The sequence below is a fragment of the Actinomadura sp. KC216 genome, from assembly GCF_004348535.1.
In the GTDB taxonomy this organism is placed as follows: domain Bacteria; phylum Actinomycetota; class Actinomycetes; order Streptosporangiales; family Streptosporangiaceae; genus Spirillospora.
Window position 1 is genome coordinate 14,583 of the sequence record NZ_SMJX01000026.1, and the last position, 25,430, is coordinate 40,012.

At 72.7% G+C, this 25,430-nt stretch carries 22 protein-coding genes and 3 tRNA genes; 15 read left to right on the forward strand and 10 right to left on the reverse strand.

Annotation, left to right across the window (positions count from 1 at the left end):
• The first annotated feature begins 75 nt into the window (after window positions 1-75).
• Genes E1264_RS07165 through E1264_RS07175 form a run of 3 tightly spaced genes read left to right on the forward strand, consistent with a single transcriptional unit; the run spans window position 76 to window position 2,505 of the window.
• The gene (locus E1264_RS07165; protein ID WP_165964048.1) at window positions 76-732 is read left to right on the forward strand and encodes a response regulator transcription factor; all 657 of its coding nucleotides are present in this window, start codon (window positions 76-78) and stop codon (window positions 730-732) included.
• Window positions 729-1,985 (forward strand): HAMP domain-containing sensor histidine kinase, encoded by a 1,257-nt coding sequence (locus E1264_RS07170; RefSeq protein WP_132170849.1) that lies wholly within the window; start codon window positions 729-731, stop codon window positions 1,983-1,985. Before E1264_RS07165 ends, E1264_RS07170 begins: the two co-directional genes overlap by 4 nt.
• A gap of 10 nt (window positions 1,986-1,995) precedes the next feature.
• Window positions 1,996-2,505, forward strand: a complete 510-nt coding sequence (locus tag E1264_RS07175; RefSeq protein ID WP_132170851.1) for a DUF664 domain-containing protein — start codon at window positions 1,996-1,998, stop codon at window positions 2,503-2,505.
• 12 nt (window positions 2,506-2,517) lie between these two features.
• Here the strand turns inward: E1264_RS07175 and E1264_RS07180 are convergent, their stop codons facing one another.
• The 5 genes from E1264_RS07180 to E1264_RS07200 form a co-directional block, all read right to left on the reverse strand.
• A complete protein-coding gene (locus tag E1264_RS07180) occupies window positions 2,518-3,882 on the reverse strand; it encodes a glycosyltransferase family 4 protein (RefSeq protein ID WP_243710803.1) in 1,365 nt (454 codons plus the stop codon).
• Window positions 3,883-3,945: 63 nt separating this feature from the next.
• Window positions 3,946-5,142, reverse strand: a complete 1,197-nt coding sequence (locus E1264_RS07185; protein WP_132170855.1) for an Ig-like domain-containing protein — start codon at window positions 5,140-5,142, stop codon at window positions 3,946-3,948.
• A gap of 163 nt (window positions 5,143-5,305) precedes the next feature.
• Window positions 5,306-6,478: an Ig-like domain-containing protein gene (locus tag E1264_RS07190; protein ID WP_243710804.1), complete on the reverse strand. Its 1,173-nt coding sequence runs from the start codon at window positions 6,476-6,478 to the stop codon at window positions 5,306-5,308.
• A 108-nt stretch (window positions 6,479-6,586) separates the two neighbouring features.
• Window positions 6,587-7,408 (reverse strand): VC0807 family protein, encoded by an 822-nt coding sequence (locus E1264_RS07195; protein WP_243710805.1) that lies wholly within the window; start codon window positions 7,406-7,408, stop codon window positions 6,587-6,589.
• Between the two features lie 184 nt (window positions 7,409-7,592).
• The gene (locus E1264_RS07200) at window positions 7,593-8,522 is read right to left on the reverse strand and encodes a LysR family transcriptional regulator (RefSeq protein ID WP_132170857.1); all 930 of its coding nucleotides are present in this window, start codon (window positions 8,520-8,522) and stop codon (window positions 7,593-7,595) included.
• 141 nt (window positions 8,523-8,663) lie between these two features.
• Between E1264_RS07200 and E1264_RS07205 the strand changes: the two genes are divergently transcribed.
• On the forward strand, window positions 8,664-10,001 hold the full coding sequence (locus E1264_RS07205; protein WP_132170859.1) for a pyridoxal phosphate-dependent aminotransferase: 1,338 nt from the start codon (window positions 8,664-8,666) through the stop codon (window positions 9,999-10,001).
• 75 nt (window positions 10,002-10,076) lie between these two features.
• Here the strand turns inward: E1264_RS07205 and E1264_RS07210 are convergent.
• The 3 genes from E1264_RS07210 to E1264_RS43185 all read right to left on the reverse strand — a co-directional run bounded on the left by E1264_RS07210 (window position 10,077) and on the right by E1264_RS43185 (window position 10,373).
• Window positions 10,077-10,161 (reverse strand) — tRNA-Ser (locus tag E1264_RS07210).
• A 54-nt stretch (window positions 10,162-10,215) separates the two neighbouring features.
• Window positions 10,216-10,286: transfer RNA gene (locus E1264_RS07215), tRNA-Ala, on the reverse strand.
• Between the two features lie 15 nt (window positions 10,287-10,301).
• A tRNA-Trp gene (locus tag E1264_RS43185) sits at window positions 10,302-10,373 on the reverse strand.
• 302 nt (window positions 10,374-10,675) lie between these two features.
• Between E1264_RS43185 and E1264_RS07220 the strand changes: the two genes are divergently transcribed.
• Complete coding sequence (locus E1264_RS07220; RefSeq protein WP_132170861.1) at window positions 10,676-11,248, forward strand: hypothetical protein; 573 nt, start codon at window positions 10,676-10,678, stop codon at window positions 11,246-11,248.
• A gap of 229 nt (window positions 11,249-11,477) precedes the next feature.
• Entirely contained in the window at window positions 11,478-12,035 is a 558-nt protein-coding gene (locus E1264_RS07225; protein WP_132170863.1) for a CGNR zinc finger domain-containing protein, read from the forward strand.
• On the opposite strand, the gene folP is transcribed toward E1264_RS07225, so the two are convergent.
• Window positions 12,032-12,877, reverse strand: a complete 846-nt coding sequence (folP, locus tag E1264_RS07230) for a dihydropteroate synthase (RefSeq protein WP_132170865.1) — start codon at window positions 12,875-12,877, stop codon at window positions 12,032-12,034. The genes E1264_RS07225 and folP overlap by 4 nt on opposite strands.
• Before the next feature lie 174 nt (window positions 12,878-13,051).
• Between folP and E1264_RS07235 the strand changes: the two genes are divergently transcribed.
• The 5 genes from E1264_RS07235 to E1264_RS07255 all read left to right on the forward strand — a co-directional run bounded on the left by E1264_RS07235 (window position 13,052) and on the right by E1264_RS07255 (window position 18,575).
• Window positions 13,052-14,086 (forward strand): GDP-mannose 4,6-dehydratase, encoded by a 1,035-nt coding sequence (locus E1264_RS07235; RefSeq protein ID WP_132170895.1) that lies wholly within the window; start codon window positions 13,052-13,054, stop codon window positions 14,084-14,086.
• Between the two features lie 49 nt (window positions 14,087-14,135).
• The gene (locus E1264_RS07240; RefSeq protein ID WP_132170867.1) at window positions 14,136-14,399 is read left to right on the forward strand and encodes a UBP-type zinc finger domain-containing protein; all 264 of its coding nucleotides are present in this window, start codon (window positions 14,136-14,138) and stop codon (window positions 14,397-14,399) included.
• Complete coding sequence (locus tag E1264_RS07245; RefSeq protein ID WP_132170869.1) at window positions 14,399-15,946, forward strand: MFS transporter; 1,548 nt, start codon at window positions 14,399-14,401, stop codon at window positions 15,944-15,946. Before E1264_RS07240 ends, E1264_RS07245 begins: the two co-directional genes overlap by 1 nt.
• 82 nt (window positions 15,947-16,028) lie before the next feature.
• A complete protein-coding gene (locus E1264_RS07250; protein WP_132170871.1) occupies window positions 16,029-16,901 on the forward strand; it encodes a LysR family transcriptional regulator in 873 nt (290 codons plus the stop codon).
• Window positions 16,902-16,979: 78 nt separating this feature from the next.
• Window positions 16,980-18,575 carry a Na+/H+ antiporter gene (locus E1264_RS07255; RefSeq protein WP_243710806.1) on the forward strand — a complete coding sequence of 532 codons (1,596 nt, stop codon included), beginning with the start codon at window positions 16,980-16,982 and terminating at the stop codon, window positions 18,573-18,575.
• A 127-nt stretch (window positions 18,576-18,702) separates the two neighbouring features.
• Here the strand turns inward: E1264_RS07255 and E1264_RS07260 are convergent, their stop codons facing one another.
• Window positions 18,703-19,617, reverse strand: a complete 915-nt coding sequence (locus tag E1264_RS07260) for an Lrp/AsnC family transcriptional regulator (RefSeq protein WP_132170875.1) — start codon at window positions 19,615-19,617, stop codon at window positions 18,703-18,705.
• Window positions 19,618-20,275: 658 nt separating this feature from the next.
• Here E1264_RS07260 and E1264_RS07265 point away from each other — a divergent pair.
• From E1264_RS07265 to E1264_RS07280, 4 genes are all read left to right on the forward strand, one after another.
• Entirely contained in the window at window positions 20,276-21,712 is a 1,437-nt protein-coding gene (locus E1264_RS07265) for a GuaB1 family IMP dehydrogenase-related protein (protein WP_205719318.1), read from the forward strand.
• A 128-nt stretch (window positions 21,713-21,840) separates the two neighbouring features.
• Window positions 21,841-23,316 carry an LCP family protein gene (locus tag E1264_RS07270; protein WP_132170879.1) on the forward strand — a complete coding sequence of 492 codons (1,476 nt, stop codon included), beginning with the start codon at window positions 21,841-21,843 and terminating at the stop codon, window positions 23,314-23,316.
• Window positions 23,317-23,426: 110 nt separating this feature from the next.
• Entirely contained in the window at window positions 23,427-24,899 is a 1,473-nt protein-coding gene (locus E1264_RS07275) for an LCP family protein (protein WP_132170881.1), read from the forward strand.
• A gap of 35 nt (window positions 24,900-24,934) precedes the next feature.
• Window positions 24,935-25,405, forward strand: a complete 471-nt coding sequence (locus tag E1264_RS07280) for a hypothetical protein (protein ID WP_132170883.1) — start codon at window positions 24,935-24,937, stop codon at window positions 25,403-25,405.
• Window positions 25,406-25,430 lie beyond the last annotated feature (25 nt).

The following is a 25,430-nucleotide window of genomic DNA, read 5'->3' on the forward strand; positions in this document are numbered from 1 at the left end:
CGTTACGCCCGCTGCCCGATGCTGGGGCGGCGGCGCGCGCGGGGCGCGGCGCCCAGGACGCGAGGGGGCGGCAGGGTGCGGGTTCTGATCGCCGAGGACGAGCGGATGCTCGCGGATTCGATCGCCGACGGGCTCAGGTCCGAGGCCCTGGCCGTGGACGTCGTCTACGACGGCGACGCCGCGCTGGAACGGCTCGGCGTGAACGACTACGACGTGCTGGTCCTCGACCGCGACCTGCCCGTCGTGCACGGCGACGACGTGTGCCGCGCGGTGGTCGAGTCGGGGGCGCTGGTGCGGGTGCTGATGCTCACCGCCGCCGTCACCGTCCCGGCGCGGGTCGACGGGCTGCGGCTCGGCGCCGACGACTACCTGACCAAGCCGTTCGCGTTCGAGGAGCTGGTGGCGCGGGTGCAGGCGCTCGGCCGCCGGGCCCGCCCGGCGGCGCCGCCGACCCTGGAGCGCGCCGGGATCCGGCTCGACCCGTCCCGCCGGGAGGTGGTCCGCGACGGCCGGTACGTGCACCTGGCCCGCAAGGAGTTCGGGCTGCTCGCCGAGCTGCTCCGCGCGGACGGCGCGATCGTGTCGGCGGAGCTGCTGCTGGAGAAGGTGTGGGACGAGCACACCGACCCGTTCACCAACACCGTCCGGGTGACGCTGATGAAGCTGCGCCGCAAGCTCGGCGATCCCCCGGTCATCGAGACCGTCCCGGGAGCGGGGTACCGGATCCCATGACGGCGTTCACCGAGCGGCTGCGGCCGACGATCAGGCTGCGGCTCACGCTGCTGTACACGGGCCTGTTCATCGGCGCCGGCGTCCTCCTGCTGGGCCTGACCTACTTCCTGGTGAAGAACAACCTCGACAACCAGGCCGTCCCGAAGGCGGCCCGGATGCTCGACGGCACCTCGAAGGCCCCGATGCCGCCGCCGGAGCAGGGCGTGGAGGCCACCGACCGGAGCGTCGAGGTGGCGATGGTCAGGGTCCGCGACGACTACCAGCGCAAGACGCTCAACGCGCTGCTGACCCAGGGCGGCATCGCCCTCGGGCTGGTCGGCGCGGCCGGGCTCGGGTTCGGCTGGCTGCTCGCCGACCGGGCGCTGCGGCCCGTCCACACGATCACCGAGACGGCGGGACGGGTGGCGCGCAGCCACGACCTCACCGAGCGGATCGGGTACGAGGGGCCGCGCGACGACGTCAAGGAGCTGGCCGACACCTTCGACACGATGCTCGGCCGGCTGGCGCGGGCGTTCGACGGCCAGCGGCGGTTCGTCGCGAACGCCTCGCACGAGCTGCGCACCCCGCTCGCGATCAACCGGACGCTCATCGACGTGGCCGTGCGCCGCCCCGACGCGACCGCCGACGTCAAGCGGCTCGGCGAGGCGCTGCTGGTGGTGAACGGACGGCACGAGCGGCTCATCGACGGGCTGCTCACGCTCGCGGGCACCGAGGGCGTCGCGGTCGACGCGGGCCCTCTCGACCTGGCCGACGTCGCGGGCCACGTCCTGGACCAGGCGGCCCCGGAGGCGCGCGAGCGCGGGCTGACGTCCCGCCGCGACCTCGGCCCGGCCGTCACGTCCGGGGATCCCGTGCTCGTCGAGCGGCTGGTGCAGAACCTGGTGGAGAACGCGGTCCGGCACAACCGCGACGGCGGCGGGCTGTCGGTCACGACGCGGAGCCGGGACGGCTGGGCGGAGGTCGTGGTGTCCAACACCGGGCCGGTGGTGCCCGGCTACGAGGTCGAGACGATCTTCGAGCCGTTCCGGCGGCTCGGCAACGACCGGCTGCGCTCGGACCGCGGGTCCGGGCTGGGCCTGTCGATCGTCCGCGCCACGGCCAGCGCCCACGGCGGGACGGTGACGGCCGTGCCGCGCCCCGGCGGCGGCCTCGACGTCACCGTCCGCCTCCCGTCCCGCACCCCGGTCCCCGTCCTCGACGCCGCCCCGCGACTCGACGCGCCGCGCGTGAATTCGGTGCCGGGAGCGGGGTAGCGTCTGATCAATGACCAGTGCGCTCCTCCTCACCGACGCGTTCGACCGCATCCGGCAGCAGGTCGCCGAGACGGCCGCCGGGCTCACCGCCGACCAGCTCGCCTACCGCGTCGACGCCGACGCCAACTCGATCGCGTGGCTGATCTGGCACCTCACCCGCGTCCAGGACGACCACGTCTCCGCCGTCGCGGGCACCGCCCAGGCGTGGACGGACGGCGGCTGGGCCGAACGGTTCGGCCTGCCGCTCGACCCGTCCGACACCGGCTACGGCCACACCTCCGACCAGGTCGCGTCGGTGCGGGTGGACTCGCCGGACCTGCTGATCGGCTACCACGAGGCGGTGCACGCCGCCACCGCCGAGTACGTGGCCTCGGTGACCGACCCCGACCTGGAACGCGTCGTCGACCGCGCGTGGGACCCGCCCGTCACCCTGGGCGTGCGGCTCGTCAGCGTGATCTCCGACTCCCTGCAGCACGTGGGCCAGGCGGCGTTCATCCGCGGCGTCCTGCAGCGCGCCTGACGCGGCGGACCGTCAGCGGTCGCTGCCGGAGACGCTCAGATCGGGCCCGTCCGCGACCGGCCCGGTGTCCCGCGGCGCCCCGGCGGACGGATGGAAGCCGGACAGGAGCCGCGACCACTGCGGCCCGATGTGCTCCAGGTCGTGGGCGCGCGCGGACACGGCCGCCCGCTCGCCGAGCCGGTCGCGGAGGCCGCGGTCGGCGATCAGTTCGCGGAGCGCGGCGGTGAGCGCGGCCGCGTCCCCGTTGGGCACGAGCAGCCCGTCGCGGCCGTGGTCGATCAGCTCGGCGGGGCCGTGCGGGCAGTCGAACGACACGACCGCGAGGCCCATCCCCATCGCCTCGATGATCACCATGGGCATGCCCTCGCGGCGCGACGTCAGCGCGTAGATCGACGCGCGCGCCATCTCGGCGTGCAGGTCGCGGGTGACGGGACGCAGCTCCACCCGCCCGGCGAGGCCCAGCTCGGTGATCAGCGCGTCGAGCCGGTCGCGGCGCACGCCCCGCCCGAAGATCCGCAGCGTCCAGTCGGGGTGCTCGGCGGCGATCGGCGCGAACGCGCGGATGAGCGTGTCGAAGCCCTTGTTGGCGACGAGCCGCCCGGCGGCCAGCACGACCTTGTCCTCGCGCCGGGACGGGCGCCCGGGCAGCGGCGGGGCGGCGTTCGGGATCCGCACGACGCGGACACCGGACCCGGCGAGGGCCTTCGCGTATCCGGCGCGGGCGGCCTCGGTCAGGGCGGTGACGACGGTCAGCCGCCGGTACCCGCGGACGACCTGCCGGTGGAGGGCGGGCCGGTAGGAGTCCAGGCTCATGTGGTCCTGCCCGATCGTCACGGCGCCGCGGGGCGCGAGCTCGGCCGCGAGCAGGTTCAGGGACGGGCGGGTGCCGATGACGACGTCGGCCGGCGAGCGGTACAGGGCGCGCAGCAGGCAGACGTCCGTCCACATGCTCATGAGGCGGAAGGACGCCTCGTCCACCGGCGTCAGGACGCTCGGCAGCCGTGCCAGGAGCCGCGCCGTCCTGCCCTTGGGCGCGAAGCGGTCGTCGGCGTACGTCAGCGTCGCGCCGAGGGGGACCGGGAAGAACGGGCGTCTGCTCCGCCGCAGCGCGCTGACGATCTCGATGTCGTGGTCGCGGGTCAGGTACCCGCACAGGTTCAGCACGGTGCGGATCGTCCCGCCCGTCCCGTGCGCGTTCTGGAGCAGGACGCGGACGCGGAGCCGCTCGCCGGGAGCCGGGACACGCCCGCGGCGCCGCCAGCGCAGCGGGCGCAGGGACCAGAGCGCCGCGCGGCGCATCACGCGATGCGCCGCGCGGCGGAGGCGGCGCCGCAGCCTCGGCGGACGGCGCTCTCCATCGTTCACCGGAGCGTTCACCGGGTCCCCCATCGCGGACGACGGCTTTGCCCGGCTTGTTCCCCTAGACGGGGGCCGTCAACATCATCCGGTGGTCACGGGACGGTCGAGGGCGCCTCCCTTGACCCACTTGCTCCACGACATCTCGTAGTAGCTCCAGCCGTTCATCGGGTCGAGACCGCGCTTGCTGCCGGTGATGATCACCGGGTCGCCGCGATAGGACCAGTTGTAGAACCACTGGGCGTCCTTGGGCGGGGAGTTGACGCAGCCGTGGCTGACGTTCTGCCGGCCCTGCGCCCAGACGGTGGAGGCCATCGAATGGATGTACTCGCCGCTGTTGGAGATCCGCACCGCGTGCGGGATGACCTCGCGGTAGCCGCCGTTCTTCTTGTCCTTCGGGTCGACGCCCATCCACTCCGACGTCATGATCGCCGGATTCTCCTTGCCCATGGTGAGGTGGATGCCGCTGGTGGTGAGGTAGGTGTCGACGCCGTTGACGACGCGGCCGCCCTTGCCGGCGCTGATGGGCCAGGTCCGGACGACGCGGCCGTTCTTCTTGACGACCGCCTTCTTCTTCTTGGTGCTGATGTTGATGATGTGCGAGTCGCCGATGCGGAACTTGCGGGCGAAGTCGTCCACGCCGTAGGTCTTCTTGCCCGACTTCACGCCGGCCAGCTTCGCCGAGAACGTGACGTTCTGGTTGGGCTGCCAGTACTCGCCGTTCTTCGTCCGGAAGATCACCGTGGTGTCGTTCGCCCAGAACCAGGCGCCGGTGGCGGGCTTGGTCGACTTGACGTCCAGGACCCGCTCCACGGCCTTCTTGTCCTCGACCGCCCGGTTGAAGACAACCTGGATCGGCATGCCGACGCCGACCTTCTCGCCCTTGCTCGGGGTGACGTCGACGATGTCGAGCTCCTTCGGCGCCTTGAGCGTGGCGAAGGCGGCGTTGACCGTGGCGGTCTTGCCCTGCGGGCTCCTGGCGATGGCCGTGACCTGGTACTTGGAGCCGGGACGCAGCGTGCGCGACTTCCAGCTGGCCTTGTCGGCGGCCATCTCGCCGTCGACCGGCTTGCCCTTGAGCGTGACCGTGACCTGTTCGAGGGTGCCGCCCGCGGCGGTGACCTTCACGCCGTCCTCCGGCTCGGCCTTCTGATTGCCGTCGCCGGGGCTGATCGTGACCTGGGGAACGCCCGCGTCGGCCTTCTCGCCGACGGTGACGCCGCCCTCCTTCTCTCCCCCGCTGCACGCCGCCGTCGTGAGCAGCAGCACGATCCCCGCCATACCCGCACCAGCCCGAACCCCTGCGGAAATCCTCCGCTGCACTGCGACCTCCCGAACCCGCCGTCTACCAGGGAGACAATAACGACAAAAACCGAGGATCATGTCATGACCCGGGGTTTTGGCGGGCGTCCGAGATCAAAGCGTTGCATGGGGCGAGAGTGACTCACCGCAGCGCGCTGCCCTGCGCCCACTTGTCGAAGGACAGCTGCCAGAAGCCCCAGCCGTTCAGCGGCTCGACCTCGCGGTCGGTGCCGGTCAGGTCGATGACGTCGCCGCGCTGCATGGTGTCGTAGTACCACTTGGCGTTGGCGGGGCTGACGTTCAGGCAGCCGTGGCTGACGTTCGCCGACCCCTGCGAGCCGACCGACCACGGCGCCGAGTGGACGTACTCGCCGCTGTTGGAGAAGCGGACCGCGTGGTTGACGACCGTCTTGTAGTAGCCGGGGTCGCCGGGCTTGCGGCCCGGGGACGTCATCGTGACGGGGTTGCCCTTCTCCATCAGCAGGTGGACGCCGCTGGTGGTGGTGAACTCCCGTGTCTGCCCGTTGCCGGCGCTGAACGGGATGGTCCGCAGCTTCTTGCCGTCGCGGGTGACCGTCATGTGGTGGTCGCCGATGTCGCCCTTGGTGATCTGCGCGGGACCGATGGTGATGGTGGCCTGCTCGTCCTCGGCCCCGTAGACGCCGCCGCCCGCGTTCACCCCGGCGAGGCCGGCGTGGAACCGGACGGTCTGGTGCGGCTGCCAGTACGTCTTCGTCCGGTAGATGACCTGGTCGGCGGAGACCCAGTTCCACGCGCCCTCGACGGGCTTGTCCGGGGTGACGCGCAGCACCCGCTCCACGGCGGCCTTGTCGGTGACCGGGCGGTCGAACCGGACCATGATCGGCATCCCGACGCCGACCTTCTCGCCCTTGAGGTTCGGGGTGACGTCGGCGATCGAGAGCGTCTTGTCCGCCTTGAGGGTGGTGAACGAGCTGGTCGCGGTGCGGGTCTTGCCGTCGTCGCTCGCCTGCGCGGTGACGGTGTAGGACGTGCCGGGCGTCATCGTCCGGCTGGAGCGCCAGGTCTTGTGGCCGCGGCCGAACGTCCCGGTGATGGTGGCGCCCTCGCCCTGGACGGTGACCTTCTGCAGCTTGCCGTCGGCGGCCTTGACCTCGATCGTGCCGTCCGGCCTGACCTGGGCGGTCCCGTTGGCCGGGGTGATCGTCACGGCGTCGGCCGAGCTCCCCGAGGCCAGCTTCCCCTCCTCGCCGGCCATGCAGCCGGCCGCGAGCAGCGCCACCGCGCCCGCGCCGCCCGTCAGCGCCACCCGCATGCTCCGCCCACCGTGGATCACGACAAACTCCCCCAAAGCCTGTGAATTCACCCCAAGTGGTGAATGTACCTGTGAAGGGAGACGCCGCGAACGGGCCGGAAGTTCGGAGGTCAGGCGGCGGTTCGGCGGTCAGGCGGCCGAGGGCTCGCGGTTGACGTTGCGGACGACGCGCCTGAAGCCCCACACCGAGACGGCGACGCCGATCGCGCCCAGCCCGGCGACGATGCCGGTGCGGAACCACAGGTACATGCCGATCGACTCGTTGAACAGCATCCACAGGCTGACGGCCACGTTCGCGAACAGGACCATCGACCACAGCAGCGAGATGCGCAGGAAGAACTGGTGCACCCTGGCGTGCTTGAGGAACGCCTCGGGGATCGGCGCCATGTCCCTGGCCAGCTTCATGGCCAGGGGCCGCCCGAGCGGGACGGAGGCGAGGAACGACAGGCTGACGATCAGCGTGCCGAGCGTCGGCTGGAGGAAGTAGATGACCGCGCTGTGCGTCGCGGCGGCCGTGGCCGCGCGGACGGTCACGCCGACCGCGGCCAGCAGCAGCATTCCCGACACCGGGTGGCCGCGCAGGAACCGGTAGGCGATGCCGCCGTACACCCACGCGACGGCGGCGACGAGCGCGCCGTTCAGCCCGAGCAGGGTCAGCGCGGCGTAGAAGACCGCGACGGGCGCGATCACCCCTTCGACGAAGCGCGGGAGCGCGTGCATCAGCAGCGCCGTCACCCGCGGCAGCTCGAAGGCGTGGTGCCCTTCGGGGGCGGCGTCCTTCTCGCAGGCGGCATGCGCGCCGCCTTCGCGGGGACCCCCGGGCGCCTCGGCGGCCTGGGCCGCCGGGGCGGGGGTCTCCGCCGCGGTGGAGGGCGCGGCGGGAGGTGTCGCCGGTCGATCCATCGAGCGCTGTGCTCCCCGATCGGTGTCCATGGACTCGGTTGTGGTCACGATTCGCACCACCGTACGTGATGTTCGGCACGCGTCTGTCCGTTTTCGAGTGATCCGGTCCGCGTGCTCGCGTTCCCTCATTGGTTCGTATCCGCCGCGCGTCCGGTGCGGGCGGCGGCCGGATGCGGCCGGTTTTGAACCTGCGTGACCCAGGTCTCACTTTCGACGGTAGCGGGTGGCCCGCTCACCCCTCAGGCGGGGCCGGCTGAACGTCGCGAGCCGCCGCGTGGACGGCCCTGAGCGTCTCCGCCACCGACGGCCGGCGGACGCTCGCGGCCCTGGTCACGGCGTAGACCTCGCGGGCGAGCGTGCATTCGGGGATGCGCCGGACGGCCACGCCCTGGTCACCGGCGGCGAGCGCCAGCGCGGGCACCGCGGTGATCCCGATGCCGCGCGCCACCAGGCTGAGGATCGTGTGCAGGCCCTCGAACTCCCACGGGACGGGACGGGCCCCGCCCACGGTGTCCATGAGCCGCTCCAGGGCCTGCCGGGACGGCTCCCCGGGCGGCGCGGCCATCCACGGCTCGTCCCTGAGCTGCTGCAGGTCGACCCGGCGCGCGGGGTCCGACATGGGGTGCGTGGCCGGGACGACCAGCACCAGCGGGTCGCGGAGCAGGGGGAAGAACGTCAGCGCGGCGGGCGACTGCTCGGGGACCTTGCCCGTCCAGTCGTCGATGAGCGCGATGTCGACCTCGCCGTTCTGCACCTGCCGGATGCCGTCGCCGGGCCGGGTCTGCCGTAGCACGAACGTCAGGCGGGGGTGCTCGCCGAGGCTCTGCGCCAGCGCGGGCGCGAACGCGACGGCGGCGGTGGGGAACGCGGTGACCACGACCCGGCCCATGGGCGTGTCGGAGACCGCCGACAGCTCCGCCTCGGCGGTCTCCACGAGGCCGAGGATCTCCTCGGCGCGCTCGGCGAGGCGGCGCCCGGCGTCGGTCAGCTCGGCGCTGCGGGCGGTGCGGTCCAGCAGCGGCACGCCGCCGGCCTCGCGTTCGAGCGCGGCCAGCTGCTGGGAGACGGCGGAGGCCGTGTAACCGAGGGCGGCGGCGGTCGCGGCAATGCTGCCGCGGCGGCCGAATTCGGCGAGAAGCCGAAGGCGGCGAAGTTCGAGCATAAGCTGATCTTACGCTAACCATCGGTGAGACTCGCTTGTGATGATGCTAGTCGGGGGTAAGGATGAGATCGAACCCGGCCGGGTCGTACAGGGGGATTCCGCTCACACCCACCGCTGATCTCGCATGCCCTTGGAGCGTTCATGCCTGCCCAGAAAGAGTCCGAACCCGTCCGGCCGCTACCGTTCTCGCCGCGTCCCGTCGCCCTGTCGGCGACGCTCGCGGTGAACGAGGCGATCGCCCGCAAGCGCCGGGAGGGCGTCCGCGTCCTGCCGCTCGGCTTCGGGGAGGCCGGGATCCCCATCCACCCGGCCCTGACCCGCGAGCTCGGCGCCGCCGCGGGACGGGGCGGCTACGGGCCGGTCGCCGGGTCGGCCGCGCTCCGCGGCGCCGCCGCCGGGTACTGGACCCGGCGCGGGCTGCCCACCGAACCGTCCATGATCGTCGCCGGGCCCGGCAGCAAACCGCTGCTGTACGCGTTGCTGACCGCGATCGGCGGGGACGCCGTGGTGGCGTCGCCGAGCTGGGTGAGCTATGCGGCGCAGGCGTCGCTGGTGGGCGCCGAGCCGATCCGCGTCGCCACGCCGCGCGGCGAGGGCGGCGTCCCGAGCCCGGCGCTCCTGGCCGATGCCGTGGTGCGGGCCCGCGCGCGGGGACGCGAGGTGCGGGCGGTCGTGGTGACGCTTCCGGACAACCCGACGGGGACGATCGCCTCCGAGGAGACCGTCCGGCGGCTGTGCGCGGTGGCGCGCGAGCACGGCCTGCTGATCATCTCGGACGAGATATACCGCGACCTGGTGCACGACCCCGGACGTCCGATCCCGAGCCCGGCCCTGTACGCCCCGGAGCGGACGGTCGTGACGACCGCCCTGAGCAAGAACCTGGCGGCGGGCGGCTGGCGGCTCGGCGTCGCGCGGCTGCCGGACGGCCCGTTCGGCCGCGCGCTGCGCGACAGCCTGCTGGGCGTGGCGAGCGAGATGTGGTCCAGCGCGCCCGCGCCGATGCAGCACGCCGCCGCGTACGCGTTCGCCGAGCCGCCCGAGCTGGTGGAGCACATCGACCGCAGCAGGCGGCTGCACGCCGCGATCACGGGGGCGGTCGCGGACCGGTTCGCCGCGGCGGGGGCCCGCGTCACGCGTCCGGAGGCGGCGTTCTACGTCTACCCGGACTTCGCCCCGAGGCGGGACGCGCTGGGCGAGAACCACGGCGTCCGGACGGCCGCCGACCTCACCGACCTGCTGTTGGAACGTTACGGAGTCGGCGTCCTGCCCGGCAGCTCGTTCGGGGACGCCCCGTCCGCGCTGCGGATGCGGGTGGCGCCGAGCCAGCTCTACGGCGACGACGACGAGCAGCGCCTCGCGGCCCTGGCCTCCCCCGCCCCGGCGGGCCTGCCGTGGATCGCGGACGCCCTGGACCGCCTGAGCGACGTCCTCGCCGACCTGTCCGAGACGATCACCGCCGGAGAGCCGGTGCCGGCCTGAGCGAAGCGAACCGGGGGGTGTGGGGGGTCGTCCCCCCACAGGGACACGCTTGAGCCTGAATTCCTCTACTAATTGCGGAGGGTAAGGGAGTCGAACCCCTTCGAGTGTCACCTCGACGTCAGTTTTCGAAACTGCTGCCTTACCGTTCGGCCAACCCTCCAGGGACACGCCGCGGGCCGTCTTCCGCGAGGCGGCCCGCGGCGCCCGGCGTCAGTGGACCAGCAGGGAGTCGAACCCTGATCGCCTCCTTGCAAGGGAGGTGTGCTTCCGTTACACCACAAGCCCATCGTCCGTGCTCAGCAGGGGTGGTAGGAGTCGAACCCACTTTCCGCCGGTTTTGGAGACCGGCCGCCTAACCGGTGGCTCGCCCCTTCGTGCTTTCCGCATTCGTTCGATGTGTTCAATGATGCGGAGGTTCCCCGGCGGACACAAAGTGTTTTCTCCGTAAAGGCTCGGATGCGCACCGTCATCACCCCGTGATCGTGCGCGGATGGGCGCCACCCCCGGGACGGCCGGCGCGTATAAGCGTGGTGTAAGGTCCAACGACGCGCGGGGCGAACGTCGCGAATCGACCGGGGGCAGGTCAATGGGACGCCCAGTCCGCCCTGCCCGTGGTAAACCCGAGGACAGGCACGAAAGTCACGCGAGTGATGAAGAAGGCGAGGGGGCCCGCCATGAGGCATGCACGGGATGGCGCTGCCGCGGCGATGAGCGCCGCCTCCAGGATTCTCGTCGCGCGGGGCAAGAACGAGCCGCAGGAGATGGAGAACCCGGACGTCGCCTGGGGCCAGCGCGCCCGCGACGGCGTGTGGGTGCCGACCAAGGACGGGCAGCGCATCCACCTCGGCATCGACGTGGCCGCGGCCGACACCGTCGCGCAGGTGCTGCGGCCCAGCCTGCGGGTGTTCGTGGGCGTAAACGTCGACACCGACATCGTCGCGCAGACCACCGCGGGCGGGGTGCGGCTGCTGACGGTGATCCACGGCCCGGACGCCCCCTCGGAGTTCCGGTTCTCGGTGTCCCTCGCCGACGGCCTGGCGCTGGAGTCGATGCCGTCGGGCGGGTACGACGTCGTCCACCTGCGTTACGGCGCGACCGTGGGACGGCTCTACAACCCGTGGGCGAGCGACTCGATGTTCCGGCAGGTGAAGGCCGACTACACCCTGGAGGGGACGGCCGTCACGATGCGCGTCCAGCACACCGACGCCTACTACCCGGTCGTCGCCGACCCGAACTACGAGCGCTGACCGCCCCGGCTCCACGCCTTTCCCAGGCCTCAAGGCCTGTCCATATTCCCGGTTGTGCTCCCGTCCGGAATGCGGAACCGTACGCGCCGCATCACGGGGTGCGCATGGACGTGCCGGATTCTCGTCATATGGTTGTGCACCACGGGCCGCGTCCCCGGCCCCGGCGGCACGGTCTCCTGCGGTGCGGCCGGGCACACGACCGCCCCGGGTCCCCGAGACTGGAGCCATCGTGATCTTCACTCATGACACCGAGCACGCGCTCGCCGTCGTCGTCGACCTGATCAACACCGGCCCGGCGGCGTCCGGGGCCGAGGACCTGGCCGGGCTGCCCGGCCTGCGCGCCTTCGTGGACCGCAACGACTTCAGCGACATCGGCGACCTGGACGGCGCCGACCTCGCCCGCGCGCTGGACCTGCGCGAGCGGTTCCACGCCGTGTTCCGCGCCGAGGACGTCCCGGCCGCCGTCCGGCAGATCAACGCGATCGTCGGCGAGGTCCGCACCACCCCGCACCTGACCGACCACGACGGCTACAGCTGGCACGTGCACTACTTCGCGCCGGGCGCGCCGCTCGGCGAGCACCTCGCCGCCGACTGCGGGATGGCGCTGGCGCACGTGGTCGCGGCCGACGAGCTGGACCGGCTGCGCACCTGCGAGGCGCCGGACTGCTCACGCGTCCTGGTCGACCTGTCCCGCAACCGCTGCCGCCGCTACTGCGACAGCCGCACCTGCGGCAACCGCATGCACGTCGCCGCCTACCGTGCCCGCCGCCGCGAGATGGCGCACTAGCGCGGCCGGTCCCCCAGCGCGGTCACGGCGGCGAGGGCCTGGCGGGCGCCCCTGACGTCGTGGACGCGGAAGACGCGGGCGCCGAGCAGGGCGGAGACGCCGAGGACGGCCATGGTGCCGACGCCGCGCTTGTCGACGGGGCGGCCGAGGGTCTCGCCGATGAAGTCCTTGTTGGACACCGCGACCAGGACCGGCCAGCCGGTGGCGGTCAGCTCGCCGAGCCGGCGGGTGATCTCCAGTGACTGGCGGGTGTTCTTGCCGAAGTCGTGGGCGGGGTCGATGAGGATCGCGTCCCGGCGGACGCCGAGGGCCGCCGCGCGCTTCGCCTCGGTGGTGACGTGCGCGATGACGTCGCTCACGACGTCGTCGTAGGCGATGCGGTGCGGGCGGGTGCGGGGCGCGAGGGCCCCGGCGTGCGCGCAGACGAGGCCGATGCCGTGGTCGGCGGCGACCTCGGCCAGCCGCGGGTCCGGGCCGCCCCAGGTGTCGTTCAGCAGGTCGGCGCCCGCGCGCGCGACGGCCTCGCCGACCTCGGCCCGCCAGGTGTCGACGCTGATCACGACGCCGGGATGCCGTTCGCGTACCGCGGCGACGAGCCCGACGACGCGGCGCAGCTCCTCGGCGACGCCGACGTCCTCGCCGGGGCCCGCCTTCACGCCGCCGATGTCGACGATGTCGGCGCCCTCCGCGACCGCGCGATCCACGGCGGCGAGCGCGGCGTCGAAGCCGTAGGTGGCGCCCTTGTCGAAGAACGAGTCGGGCGTGCGGTTCACCACGGCCATGATCGCATGCGGGCCGAGGTCGCGCCCGTTCAGCCGCAGCGGCGTCTCTGGAGGGCTCATGATGGTCTCACCGTGGCACATCGCAGCCGGACGGTCGAGCCGACAGAAGCGAATTCGGTTCAAAGGGCGCCCTCCCTCGTCAGCGTCGCGGCGGGGTCGCTAACCTCATATGTCACGCTCGCCGCGGGTCCACCCCGTGGTGGGCGGCATCGGACCTAATCCATGGAGGATCCGCTGTCCAGGCGAGCACTCATCACCGGGATCACCGGACAGGACGGCTCGTATCTGGCCGAGCATCTGCTCGCGCAGGGGTACGAGGTCTGGGGCCTGGTGCGGGGGCAGGCGAACCCCCATGTGTCGCGGCTGCGCAAGCACATCGGCGACGTGCGGATCACCACCGGCGACCTGCTCGACCAGGGCAGCCTGATCTCGGCGGTGGAGCACGTCCAGCCGGACGAGGTGTACAACCTGGGCGCGATCTCCTACGTGCCGATGTCGTGGCAGCAGGCCGAGCTGACCGCCGAGGTCACCGGGATGGGCGTGCTGCGGATGCTGGAGGCGATCCGGGTGGTGTCGGGGATCAGCACGTCCCGGACGCCGGGCCGCGAGCAGATCCGCTTCTACCAGGCGTCGTCGTCGGAGATGTTCGGGATGGTCCGGGAGACGCCGCAGAACGAGGCGACGCCGTTCCATCCGCGCAGCCCGTACGGGGTGGCGAAGAGCTACGGGCACTACATCACCCAGAACTATCGCGAGTCGTACGGGATGTTCGCGGTCAGCGGGATCCTGTTCAACCACGAGTCGCCGCGCCGGGGCGCCGAGTTCGTCACCCGGAAGGTCTCGCTCGGCGCGGCCCGCATCAAGCTGGGCCTGGCCTCCGAGCTGCGGCTCGGGAACCTGGACGCGCGCCGCGACTGGGGCTTCGCGGGCGACTACGCCCGCGCGATGCGGCTGATGCTGGCCCAGGACGCCCCGGAGGACTTCGTCATCGGGACGGGCCACACCCAGTCGGTGCGGGAGCTGGTGGAGTTCGCGTTCCGCACGGCGGGCCTGAACTGGGAGGACCACGTCGTCCTGGACGAGAGGTACACCCGCCCGGCCGAGGTCGACCTGCTGTGCGCCGACCCGAAGCGGGCCCGCGAGCAGCTCGGCTGGGAGCCCGCGGTGACGTTCGAGGAGCTCGTCACGATGATGGTCGAGTCGGACCTGCGGCTGCTGTCGGAGTCCGCGCGCCCCGAGGACGAGCCGTTCAGCCCCGACCATTGGTGATCGCGGCCCATTGGTGATCCCGTGACCGGGGCCGTGGCACGATTCAGGTATGGCCACTTGCGAACATGTGCAGAGCCTTCCCGCGGAGGACCCGTCGCCGAACACCCCGCAGGGGTGCGAGGAGTGCCTGGCTGAGGGCACCCGGTGGGTCCATCTGCGCCTCTGCCTGGGCTGCGGGCACGTGGGCTGCTGCGACTCCTCACCGATGAGGCACGCCACGGCGCATTTCGGGAAGGAGGGGCACCCGATCGTCCGGTCGTTCGAGCCGGGCGAGGACTGGCGCTGGTGCTTCGTCGATGAACTGATCGTCTGATGCCCGACGTGCGGCTGGGCACCGGGCCGGGCCGCTGGATCCTGCTGGCGACGGTGCTCGGGTCGAGCGTGGCGATGCTCGACTCCACGGTCGTGAACGTCGCGCTGCCGAGGCTCGCCCGCGACCTGGACGCCGACATGGCGGGGCTGCAGTGGACGGTGAACGCCTACACGCTGACGCTCGCCGGGTTCATCCTGCTCGGCGGCTCGCTCGGCGACCGGTACGGGCGGCGGCGGATCTTCCTGGTCGGCGTCGTGTGGTTCGCGGTCGCGTCGGTGCTGTGCGGGCTGGCGATGAACATCGAGATGCTGGTCGTGTCGCGGGCGCTGCAGGGCGTGGGCGGGGCGCTGCTCACCCCGGGCTCGCTGGCGATCATCCAGGCGTCGTTCACCGCCGACGACCGGCCGCGCGCGGTCGGGGCCTGGTCGGGGCTCGGCGGCGTGGCGGGCGCGATCGGGCCGTTCGCGGGCGGCTGGCTGGTCGAGGCGGCCGGGTGGCGTTGGGTGTTCCTGCTGAACGTGCCGCTGACCGCCGTGGTGGTGCTGGTCGCGGTCCGGCACGTCCCGGAGAGCGTCGACCCGGAGGCGCACGGGCGCTTCGACGTGCTCGGCGCGGCGCTGGCGGCGCTCGCGCTGGCCGGGACGACGTACGCGCTGACCGAGGCGCCGGGCGGCAACGCGCCGACGACGGTCATCGTGGCCACGGCGGTGGCAGGCGCCGCCGCGGCGGTCGCGTTCGTGCTGGTCGAGAAGCTCCGCGGCAGGGGACGCGCCGGGCGCGGCGGCCGGGAGGCGCCGCGCCCGATGCTGCCGCTGGACGTGTTCGCCTCCCGGCAGTTCACCGCCATCAACGTCATCACGTTCATCATGTACGGCGGGATGGGCGTGATGTTCTTCCTGTTCGTGCTGAACCTCCAGGTCGTCGGCGGGTTCTCGCCGATCGCGGCGGGCACGGCGCTGCTGCCGGTCACGGTGCTGATGCTGCTGCTGTCGGCGCGGGCGGGCGCGCTCGCGCAGAAGATCGGCCCGCGGCTGCCGATGACGGTGGGGCTGGTCGTGGCGGCCGCGGGAATGCTGCTCGTCGGCCGGATCGACGCGGACTCGTCCTATGTGCGCGACGTCCTGCCCGCCGTGGTCGTGTTCGGGCTGGGCCTGGCGGCGGTGGTCGCGCCGCTCACCGCGACCGTCCTGGCCACGGCGGACGTCAACCACGCGGGCGTGGCCAGCGGCGTCAACAACGCGGTGGCGCGCGCGGCGGGGCTGCTGACGGTGGCGGCGATCCCGCCGCTGGCGGGGCTGACCGGCGCCGCCTACGACGACCCGGCCGAGTTCTCGCACGGGTTCCGGATCGCGATGACGGTGTGCGCCGCGATGCTCGCCGCCGGGGCGGTGCTGAGCTTCCTGACGGTCGACGACGGCGCGCTCCGCACCCCGTCCGGGGAGGCGCTGGAGCCGGAGTGCACCAGCCACTGCGGGGTTGGCGCGCCGCAGCTGCAGCCCGAGCCGGAGCCCGCCCCCGCCAAGGCGACCGGTCACCGACCGCCTTGATCACCAGGTCGGGCGGGGTCAATCTCGGTCCGATTCCGGCTATGTCCAAGACCGAATGGGTTGGTTGGCATACGGTCGGTGCATGAATCTGCGGCAGCTGCGCTATGTCGTGGCGACCGCCGACCACGGCACGATGACGTCGGCGGCCCAGGCTCTTTACGTGGCCCAGCCCGCGCTCTCGCGGGCCGTCCGCGAGCTGGAGCGCGAGCTCGGCGTCGAGCTGTTCCAGCGTTCCGGCCGCGGCGTGGCCCTCACCGAGGTCGGCGAGCAGGTGGTCCGCAAGGCCAGGGTCGCGCTGGAGGCCGTCGACGCGATCGAGGGCCTGGCGGTGACCCGGTCCAACGGGCGCGGCGCCGACCTGCGCATCGCCGTCACCGCGACGCTGGAGCCGGAGCTGACCGGGCGGCTCCTCCCGCGCTTCGCCCGCGACCAGCCCGCCGTCCGGGTCCGGGTGATCCGCTGCGAGGACCGCGACCGCGTCGCGGCGGCGCTGCGCGCGGGCCGCGCCGACCTCGCGCTCACCGACCTGCCCGTGCCCGGCGATATGACCGCGCACCCGTTCGAGCAGCGGGAGGTCGTGCTGATCTCGCCGCCCGCGCTGAAGATGCGCGAGCCGGTGCCGGTGCACGCGCTGGACGGGATGCGGCTCGTGCTGCCCGCCCGCGGCAGTCCCCGCCGCGCCGAGATCGACACCGTGCTGCGGCGGGTCGGCGCCACCCCCGTCGCGGCGGTCGAGTCCGACGAGCGCGGCGCGTGGCTCGGCTGGGTCCGCGCCGGGATGGGCTCGCTGCTGTGGTACCGCAACCAGATCGACGACACCGAGGGCGTGACCGTCCGGTCGTTCATGCCGCCGATCACCCGGATGACGGGGATCGTCCACGCGCACCGCAAGCTGCCGCCCGCCGCCCGCGACTTCCTCACCTTCGCCAAGGACACGGCCCGCGACGCCCACTGACCGTACTTCCGGGGGTCTGGGGGTCGTCCCCCAGAGGGGATGCGGGCCCGGAAAGCGGCCCGTGCGATCATCTGGCGGGTGGAGACGACGCACGCACTCTGGCTGCTGGCCGTTCCGGTCACCGCCCTGGTCGTGGCCGCGGGAGCGCGGCGCGCGGGGGTCTCGGCGCCGCTGGTCCTGGTGATCGCGGGCCTCGCCGTCTCGTTCGTGCCGGGGGTACCGGAGTTCGAGCTCGACCCGGAGATCGCGCTGTACGTTTTCCTGCCGCCGCTGCTGTTCGCCGCGGCCTGGAAGAGCTCCTACGCGGGCCTGCGCGAGAACGCCTGGTCGATCGGGTTCCTGTCGGTCGGGCTGGTGCTGTTCACCACGTTCGCCGTGGGGTACGCGGCGTACCTGCTGGTCCCCGATCTGCCGCTGGCGGCGGCGTTCGTGCTCGGCGCGATCGTGGCGCCGCCGGACGCGGTCGCGGCGGTGAGCGTCGCGCAGCGCCTCGGCCTGCCGCGCCGGACGGTGACGATCCTGGTCGGCGAGAGCCTGTTCAACGACGCGACGGCGCTGACGGCGTTCCGCGTCGCGCTGATCGCGGCGACCGGCGCGGGCTTCACGCTGCTGGACGGCGTGTGGCGCTTCCTGTTCGCCGCCGCGGTCGGCACGGCCGTCGGGCTGCTGCTCGGGCCCCCGCTGCACTGGCTGCGGACGCGGCTGAACGATCCGCTGGTGGAGAACGGCGTCGCGGTCGTGACGCCGTTCGCCGCCTACCTGATCGCCGAGAGCGTGCACGCGTCCGGGGTCATCGCGGTGGTGGTCAGCGGGCTGTACCTGGGGCACCGGGCGACCGAGTCGACGGCCGTGACCAGGCTGATCGGGCAGTCGTTCTGGAAGGTCATGGTCTTCATCCTGGAGTCGGTGGTCTTCCTGCTGATCGGCCTGCAGCTGCCGCCGGTGATCGACGGGCTGTCGCACCGGAGCGTGCCGGAGCTGGCCTGGTGGGCGCTGGCGATCTTCGCGGTGACGGTCGTCGCGCGGTTCGTGTGGGTGTTCCCCGCCTCCTACGTCCCGCGGCTGCTGTCGAAGCGGCAGCGCGAGCGCGAGGACCCGGGGTGGCGCGGCCGGACGATCGCGTCGTGGGCGGGCATGCGCGGGGTGGTGTCCCTCGCCGCCGCGTTCGCGATCCCGTTCGCCACCGCGGCGGACGAGCCGTTCCCCGGCCGCGACCTGATCCTGTTCCTGACGTTCACGACCGTCCTCGGGACGCTGCTCGTGCAGGGGGTGACGTTCCCGGCGCTGATCCGCGCGCTCGGCGTCGGCGGTGACCGCGAGCGCTACGCCGACACCGTCGCGGAGGCGGGCGCGCAGCACGCCGCCGCGCGGGCGGCGCTGGAGCGGCTGGACGAGCTGACCGCCGGGCAGGACCTGGACGCCGACGTCGTGGAGCGGCTCCGGCAGCTCGCCGAGCACCGGCAGCTGCGCGCCTGGGAACGGCTCGGCGGCGGGACGGGCCCGGAGGGCGAGGAGGTGCCGACGGCGATGTACCGGCGGCTGCGGCGGGAGATGCTGGCGGCGGAGCGGCGGGTGTTCGTCCAGATGCGGGACGAGCGCCGCATCGACGACGAGGTCCTCACCCGCGTCATGCACGAGCTGGACCTGGAGGAGGCCGCGCTCAACCGCGAGTAGACCCCGCGGGGTGGGCCCGCCAGGCGGGGCCCGTCAGACGAGCCCGGCAGGTGGGCGCGGCGGTCGTACCCGGGTCCCCGGCCACGACTGGGCGCCGTAGCCGGGGCGGCAAGGTGGAGCGGAGGTGTCAGGTCGCCCCGTTGAGGGGCTGCTCGGGCAGTTCGACCGTGTAGGACTCCTTCACCACGTCCAGGTGGTGCCAGGACTCCCGGACCGTCACGCCGGGCACGGACCGGATGGCGTCCAGCACGGCGACCAGCTCGCTGCGCGAGGCCGCCTCGGCCTGCCCGACGATGTCGTAGCGGCCGAAGCCCGTCGCCAGGTAGCGGATGCCGTCCTGCGCGGCGACCGCGTCGGCCGCCTTCCGCAGCCCGCCGGTGACCACCAGCCCGAACCCGCCGAGCTCGGCGGCGCCGAGGGCCAGCGGGTCGGCCAGGCCGGTGACCTGGATGACGCCCGAGCGCATCAGCCTGACCACCCGGGCGCGGGTGGCGGCCTGCGACAGGCCGATGATGTGCGCGAGACGGGTGTAAGGGGCGCGCCCGTCGCGCTGCAGCTCCTGCAGGAGCCGCCAGTCGATGCCGTCGAGGGTGACCTCGCCGAGCTCGCGCACCACCGCGTGCGTGTCGCGCACGGTGGCCACCGACCGGAACACCTCCGCCGCGCGGACGCCGGGGACGGACCTGAGCTGGTCCACCTCGGCGGCGAGCGCGGCGTCGTCACGGGTGCGCACCTGCGCGACCAGGTCGTACGGGCCGGCGGTCAGGGCGGCGAAGCTGACGGCGGGCCGCTCGGCGACGGCAGCGGCCACCTCCCGCGCGGAGCCGTCCACGGTGACCGAGAGGTGTCCGACCGCCTCGGCGCCGACGACGGCGGCGTGCACGATGCCGACGACGCGGACGACCTGCGTCTCGAGAAGGTGCTGCACCCGTGCCCGCACGGCCGTGCGGGAAAGCCCGACGCGGTCGGCGAGCGCCTGGAACGTCGCCCTGCCATCCCGCTGGAGCTCGCGGACGAGCACGGCGTCGACCGCATCCAGCACGGCTGTCCTCCTCGACATGTGATGGAGATGAATCGGTTTGTCGACAACTGCAAGATCATTCCATTTCAGGACGGTATGACGTCAGATATTGATCTTGCTCGTGTTCACCGCGCCCGGCGGCCGTCGAAGCGTCTGCGGCGGGTTGCGCGCGGCGCCGTTTCCAGCGCCGGATAATCCCGTCCGAAAGCACAACGCGGCCGGCTCACAACGCGCACCGGGCGCGGCGGGAAGCGGCGGCGGGCGCGCACGGTGGCAAGGATCGCTCCGTTGATCGCGCCGTTGACCACTGCGTGGCTCGCTGCGCCGATCGCCGCGCGGCCAGGACGGCGGCCCGCGGCGCGGGCGAGCGCGGCTGACCGGGTCCACGTGCGTGACCTGCATGCGCTCTCCCGGTGTTCTGCTGTCACGCCCCTACGGCGGTTCGGCCGTCCGCGTGAGGCACATGTAAGAAAAGTGCATCGAGGGCGCAGTTACGTCAAGAGGTAACTTTACAGAGAGCCAAGCCTCACGTTGCACCGTTTTCACCACGTCGCGCAGTTCGCTTCGATCAGCTTGCCGGAAGGGGGCGGTGCGCGGCGTGTCCGGAGCACGGCCGGGTATGGCCGACAATGTACGGTGGCCCAGCCACCCTGACCCGCGATTGGTGTGTAGTACAGCCGTGCGCCTGCTGAACGGTGAGCATTCCGCTCACGACCTCACCTATAACGACGTCTTCATGGTCCCGCGCCGCTCGTCGGTCGGGTCCCGCCTGGAGGTCGACCTGTCCACCGTGGACGGGAGCGGGACGACGATCCCGCTCGTGGTGGCCAACATGACGGCGGTCTCGGGCCGCCGGATGGCCGAGACCGTCGCGCGGCGCGGCGCCGTCGCGGTCCTCCCGCAGGACATCCCGGTGGAGGTCGTCGCGGAGGTGATCGGCTGGGTCAAGGCGCGCGACCTGGTCGTCGACACCGCGATCAGGCTCGGCCCCTCCAGCACGGCCGGGGACGCGCTCGCGCTGCTGCCCAAGCGCGCCCACAACGCCGTGATCGTCGTCGAGGACGACCGTCCCGTCGGCGTCGTCACCGAGGCCGACTGCCAGGGCGTCGACCGGTTCGCGCAGCTGCGCGACATCATGTCCCGCGACCTGGTCACGGTGCCGGACGGCGTCGACCCGCGCGAGGCGTTCGACCGGCTGCACGAGCGCGGGCACCGCCTCGCGCCGGTCGTGGACGCCTCCGGGCGGCTCGCGGGCGTCCTCACCCGCACCGGCGCGCTGCGCGCCACGCTCTACAAGCCCGCCGTCGACGGCGCCGGGCGCCTGCGCATCGGCGCGGCCGTGGGCGTGAACGGCGACGTCGCGGGCAAGGCGAAGGCGCTGCTGGAGGCCGGCGCCGACCTGATCGTCGTCGACACCGCGCACGGCCACCAGGACAAGATGATCAATGCGCTCGCCGCCGTCCGGGCGCTCGACCCCGCCGTCCCGGTGGTGGCCGGGAACGTGGTGACGGCCGAGGGCACCCGCGACCTGATCGAGGCCGGCGCCGACATCGTCAAGGTCGGCGTGGGGCCCGGCGCGATGTGCACGACCCGGATGATGACCGGGGTCGGGCGACCGCAGTTCTCCGCCGTCCTGGAGTGCGCCGCCGAGGCGCGGCGGCTCGGGCGGCACGTGTGGGCGGACGGCGGCGTCCGCCACCCCCGCGACGTGGCGCTGGCGCTCGCGGCCGGGGCGGCGAACGTGATGGTCGGGTCCTGGTTCGCCGGCACCTACGAGTCGCCGGGCGACCTGCAGCGGACCGCGGACGGGCGGCCGTACAAGGAGAGCTTCGGGATGGCGTCCGCGCGGGCGGTGCGGCTGCGCACCGCCGAGGACTCGCCGTTCGACCGGGCCCGCAAGGCGCTGTTCGAGGAGGGCATCTCCACGTCGCGGATGTTCCTCGACCCGCAGCGCCCCGGCGTGGAGGACCTCATCGACTCGATCGTGGCGGGCCTGCGCAGCTCGTGCACCTACGCGGGCGCCCGGACGCTGGAGGAGTTCCACGAGCGGGCGACCGTCGGGGTCCAGGGGTCGTCGGGCTTCGTCGAAGGCATGCCGCTGTCCAGCAGTTGGTGAAGGCTTCCCCATGATCAGCGTGGCTTTCGCGACACGCCGCCCTCGCCGCTGATCTTTCTCCGCTCTGACCTGCACGCTTTTAGCAGTGGGGCGGAGAAGGGGGTCTTCGTCCCCGAAGGGGGCGGAGCATGGTCGATGGGCCGATCGGCGACGGGACGCGGCTGCTGCCGGACCAGGACGCAGGGCACGAGCAGGACACACAGGTCGCAGAGGACGCTCAGAACGTACGGCACGGACCCGACGAACAGCACGGACGGCACGAGCGGGACGCGGCACTGCGGGGACTGGTCCAGGCGCTGCTGATCGCCGCGGTGTCCCCGGCGCTGCCGGGCGTCGCGCACCTGCGCGCCGGGCGGGTCCGGCTCGGCGTGGCGCTGGTGTTCGCCCAGGCGCTGCTGATCACGGGCGCCGCGGCCGCCGCGGGCGAGGGCAGGTCCCTGTTCCTGGAACTGTCGGTGCGGCCCGGCTGGCTGCTGGCGGTGGCGGTCGGCGCGGTCGTGCTGGCGGGGCTGTGGACGGCGCTGATCGTCCACTCCTACGCGGTCCTGGTCCCGGACGGCCTGTCACCGCTGTGGCGGCTGGCGGGGGGCACCTCCGTGTCGGTTCTGTGCCTGCTGGTCGTCGTCCCGCCGCTGACCGTCGCGCACTACGGCTACCTGCAGCGCGACCTGGTCGACAGCCTGTTCGCCGAAGGAGCGGGCCCGGCCGCGCGGGCAGGTGCCCCGGCGGCGGGCGCCCCCGGCCCGTGGGCGGGCACGCCGCGCTTCAACGTGCTGTTCATCGGCGGCGACGCCGACGTGGGCCGTCCCGGCGTCCGCACCGACAGCATGACGCTGGCCAGCATCGACACCAGGACGGGCGACACGCTGCTGATGAGCCTGCCCCGCAACCTGCAGCACGTGCCGCTGTGGTCGGGCGAGAAGCGGATCCCGTTCGCGCCCGAGCGGCTGCTGAACGAGGTGTACGAGAACGGCATCCGGAACCCCGGGCTGCTGGCGGGCGGCGGGCACGTCCGCAATCCGGGCGCCGAGCTGCTGAAACGGACGGTCACCCACATCCTCGGCCTGCCCGTTCCGTACTACGCGATGGTGGACATGCGGAGCTTCCGGCAGATCGTGGACGCGGTCGGCGGCGTCCGGGTCTGCGTGTCCGGCGCCGTGCCCGTCCCCAGGCAGCAGGTGCCGTCGGGGGTGCTGAAGCCCGGCTGCCGCAAGCTCAGCGGGCGGGAGGCCCTCTGGTACGGGCGGTCCCGGACGGGCAGCAGCGACTACGCCCGCATGAGCCGCCAGAAATGCCTGATGTGGGCGCTGGCCCGGCAGGCGGGGCCGCTGACCGTGCTGCGCAGCTTCCAGCGCCTCACCGAGGTCTTCAAATACTCCGTCAACACCGACCTGCCGCAGAGCCTGCTCCCCGCGCTGGTCGGCCTCGCCGCCAAGATCAGGACCGCGGAGATCACCAGCCTGCAGTTCGTCCCGCCGGTCATCTCGACCGGGCGGCCGGACTATCCGCAGATCAGGAGGATGGCGGCGCGGGCCGTCCGGGACGCGGGCTCGGGCGCCCAGAGCGCGGAGGGGCTGCACATCCTGAGCAACGACTGCACCTGACGCCCCGCCCGCAAGGCCCGAGGCCGTCTCCTACGCAACCTTTGCCCGGTTCCGAGCGTCCTTAAAGTGAGCCGGGGCTTAATCCGGCGTGGGCGGGAATCGGAGCGTACATGGGATCGGCGAGGCGGCGCGCCCGGACGGGGGACGCGGATCGTTCGTCCGGCGGCGAGGGGCTGGCCCGCGCGCTGGCGCTGACGCTCACGTCCGCCCTGGTCTGGGGGGTGGCCCACTTCGTCGTCGGCCGCCGCGCCGCCGGCGGGGTGCTGCTGGCCCTGTACCTCGCGATCGTCGTCGCGTTCGCGGGCGCCGCCACCGTCTACCGCTCGGACCTGCCGACGCTCGCCGTCCAGCCGGACATGCTGCAGCGGCTGACCGCCGCGCTCGTCGCGCTCGGCCTGCTGTGGATGGTCGTCGTGGTGTGGTCCTACCTGGTGCTGCGGCCCGTCCGGATGACGAACGCCGCCCGCTCGCTGGGCGCGGCCTCGGTGGCCGTGATGTGCCTCGCCGTCGCCGTCCCCGCGGCCTGGTCGGCGCACAAGAGCTATGTCGCCAGGGACGCGCTGACCAGCATCTTCCGCACCGGCACCGAGAACGGCAGGCACGTCGACACCGACGACCCGTTCGACGGGCAGCCGCGCGTGAACATCCTGCTCATCGGCGGCGACGCCGCCGAGAACCGCACCGGCGTGCGCACCGACAGCATGACGGTGGCCAGCGTCGACACCAAGACCGGCGACACGGTGCTGCTGAGCCTGCCCCGCAACCTGGAGAACGTCCCGTTCCCGCCGGGCCCGGCCCGCGACCGCTTCCCGTACGGCTTCACCGGTGACGGCGCGGGAACGCCGGGCCTGCTGAACGAGGTGTACCAGTACGCCGAGGACCACCCGGACGTGGTGCCCGGCGTCCCGAAGAACCACCGCGGCCCCGAGCTGCTGAAGGCGACCATCGCCGGTGTGCTCGGCCTGCGCGTCGACTACTACATCCTCGTCGACATGTTCGGGTTCGCCGACATCGTCGACGCGATGGGCGGCGTCACGATGAAGGTCGACCAGCCGATCCCGTACGGGCTGGAGGGCGCCGTGCTGGAGCCCGGCTACCGGAAGCTGTCGGGCAAGGAGGCCCTCTGGTACGGGCGGTCGCGCACCAACAGCAGCGACTACGTCCGGATGGGCCGGCAGAAGTGCCTGATGCGGGCGATCGCAGAGCAGGCCAACCCGCAGACCGTCCTGAGCAGCTTCGACAAGCTCGCCGCCGCCGCCAAGCGGACCCTGTCGACCGACATCCCGCAGGAGCTGCTGCCCGCGCTGGTGAAGCTGTCCAACAAGGTCAAGGACGGCGCGAAGATCAACAGCCTGCAGTTCGTGCCGCCGCTGATCTACACGGGAAGCCCCGACTTCGACCTGATCCGCAAGCTGACGTCCGAGGCGATCAGCAGCGATCCGCGGCAGGTGAGCAGCCATCCGGGCGCGTCCGCGAGCGCGTCGCCGGGGGCGACGCCGGCCCAGACGGAGGATCCGGACGACGGCGGGACGCCGAAGGTCCCCAGCAAGCCGGTCTCCCTCGATTCCAGCTGCCCCAAGTGATCCCCCCGCCGGACCGCGGCGGGCGACACTGTGAGGTGAAGAGGGCGTATCGGGTCCGCCAGGCCGTCAACGCGGTCAACCTCTCGACGGGGCTCGGGCTCCTGCTGGCCGCGACCGGCACGCCCGGTCTTCGCCGGATCCGCCGGATCCCGGACGGGCTGCTGCTCGCCGGCGGGTACCGGCTGCCGTTCCCGATCGCGCCCGCGTTCACGGTCGGCAACGTCGTGCTCGTGCGCGGCGACGCGTCCCGCCTGGAAAGCACGTCCCGCTCGCCGGGCGGGTCGCGGCTGCTGCGGCACGAGGGACGCCATGCGACGCAGTACGCCTGGTGCCTGGGCCCCGCCATGATCCCGCTGTACGGGGTGTGCGCGGGCGTTTCGATGCTGCTGTGCGGGGACTGGGCGTCCTACAACCCCTTCGAGCGCCGCGCGGGCCTGGAGGACGGCGGCTACGAGCGGCACCCGCTGCGCCCGTACCTGCGCGCTCGGCGACGGGGGGAGAATTGAGGAGGACGACTTCCTCGAAAGGCGG

Coding starts and splice junctions, on each gene's coding strand:
- E1264_RS07200 (WP_132170857.1), bottom strand. CDS start 8,522: ATGCTCGAACTTCGCCGCCTTCGGCTTCTCGCCGAATTCGGCCGCCGC.
- E1264_RS07175 (WP_132170851.1), top strand. CDS start 1,996: ATGACCAGTGCGCTCCTCCTCACCGACGCGTTCGACCGCATCCGGCAG.
- E1264_RS07205 (WP_132170859.1), top strand. CDS start 8,664: ATGCCTGCCCAGAAAGAGTCCGAACCCGTCCGGCCGCTACCGTTCTCG.
- E1264_RS07170 (WP_132170849.1), top strand. CDS start 729: ATGACGGCGTTCACCGAGCGGCTGCGGCCGACGATCAGGCTGCGGCTC.
- E1264_RS07250 (WP_132170871.1), top strand. CDS start 16,029: ATGAATCTGCGGCAGCTGCGCTATGTCGTGGCGACCGCCGACCACGGC.
- E1264_RS07185 (WP_132170855.1), bottom strand. CDS start 5,142: ATGGCGGGGATCGTGCTGCTGCTCACGACGGCGGCGTGCAGCGGGGGA.
- E1264_RS07220 (WP_132170861.1), top strand. CDS start 10,676: ATGAGGCATGCACGGGATGGCGCTGCCGCGGCGATGAGCGCCGCCTCC.
- E1264_RS07275 (WP_132170881.1), top strand. CDS start 23,427: ATGGGATCGGCGAGGCGGCGCGCCCGGACGGGGGACGCGGATCGTTCG.
- E1264_RS07240 (WP_132170867.1), top strand. CDS start 14,136: ATGGCCACTTGCGAACATGTGCAGAGCCTTCCCGCGGAGGACCCGTCG.
- E1264_RS07245 (WP_132170869.1), top strand. CDS start 14,399: ATGCCCGACGTGCGGCTGGGCACCGGGCCGGGCCGCTGGATCCTGCTG.
- E1264_RS07270 (WP_132170879.1), top strand. CDS start 21,841: ATGGTCGATGGGCCGATCGGCGACGGGACGCGGCTGCTGCCGGACCAG.
- folP (WP_132170865.1), bottom strand. CDS start 12,877: ATGAGCCCTCCAGAGACGCCGCTGCGGCTGAACGGGCGCGACCTCGGC.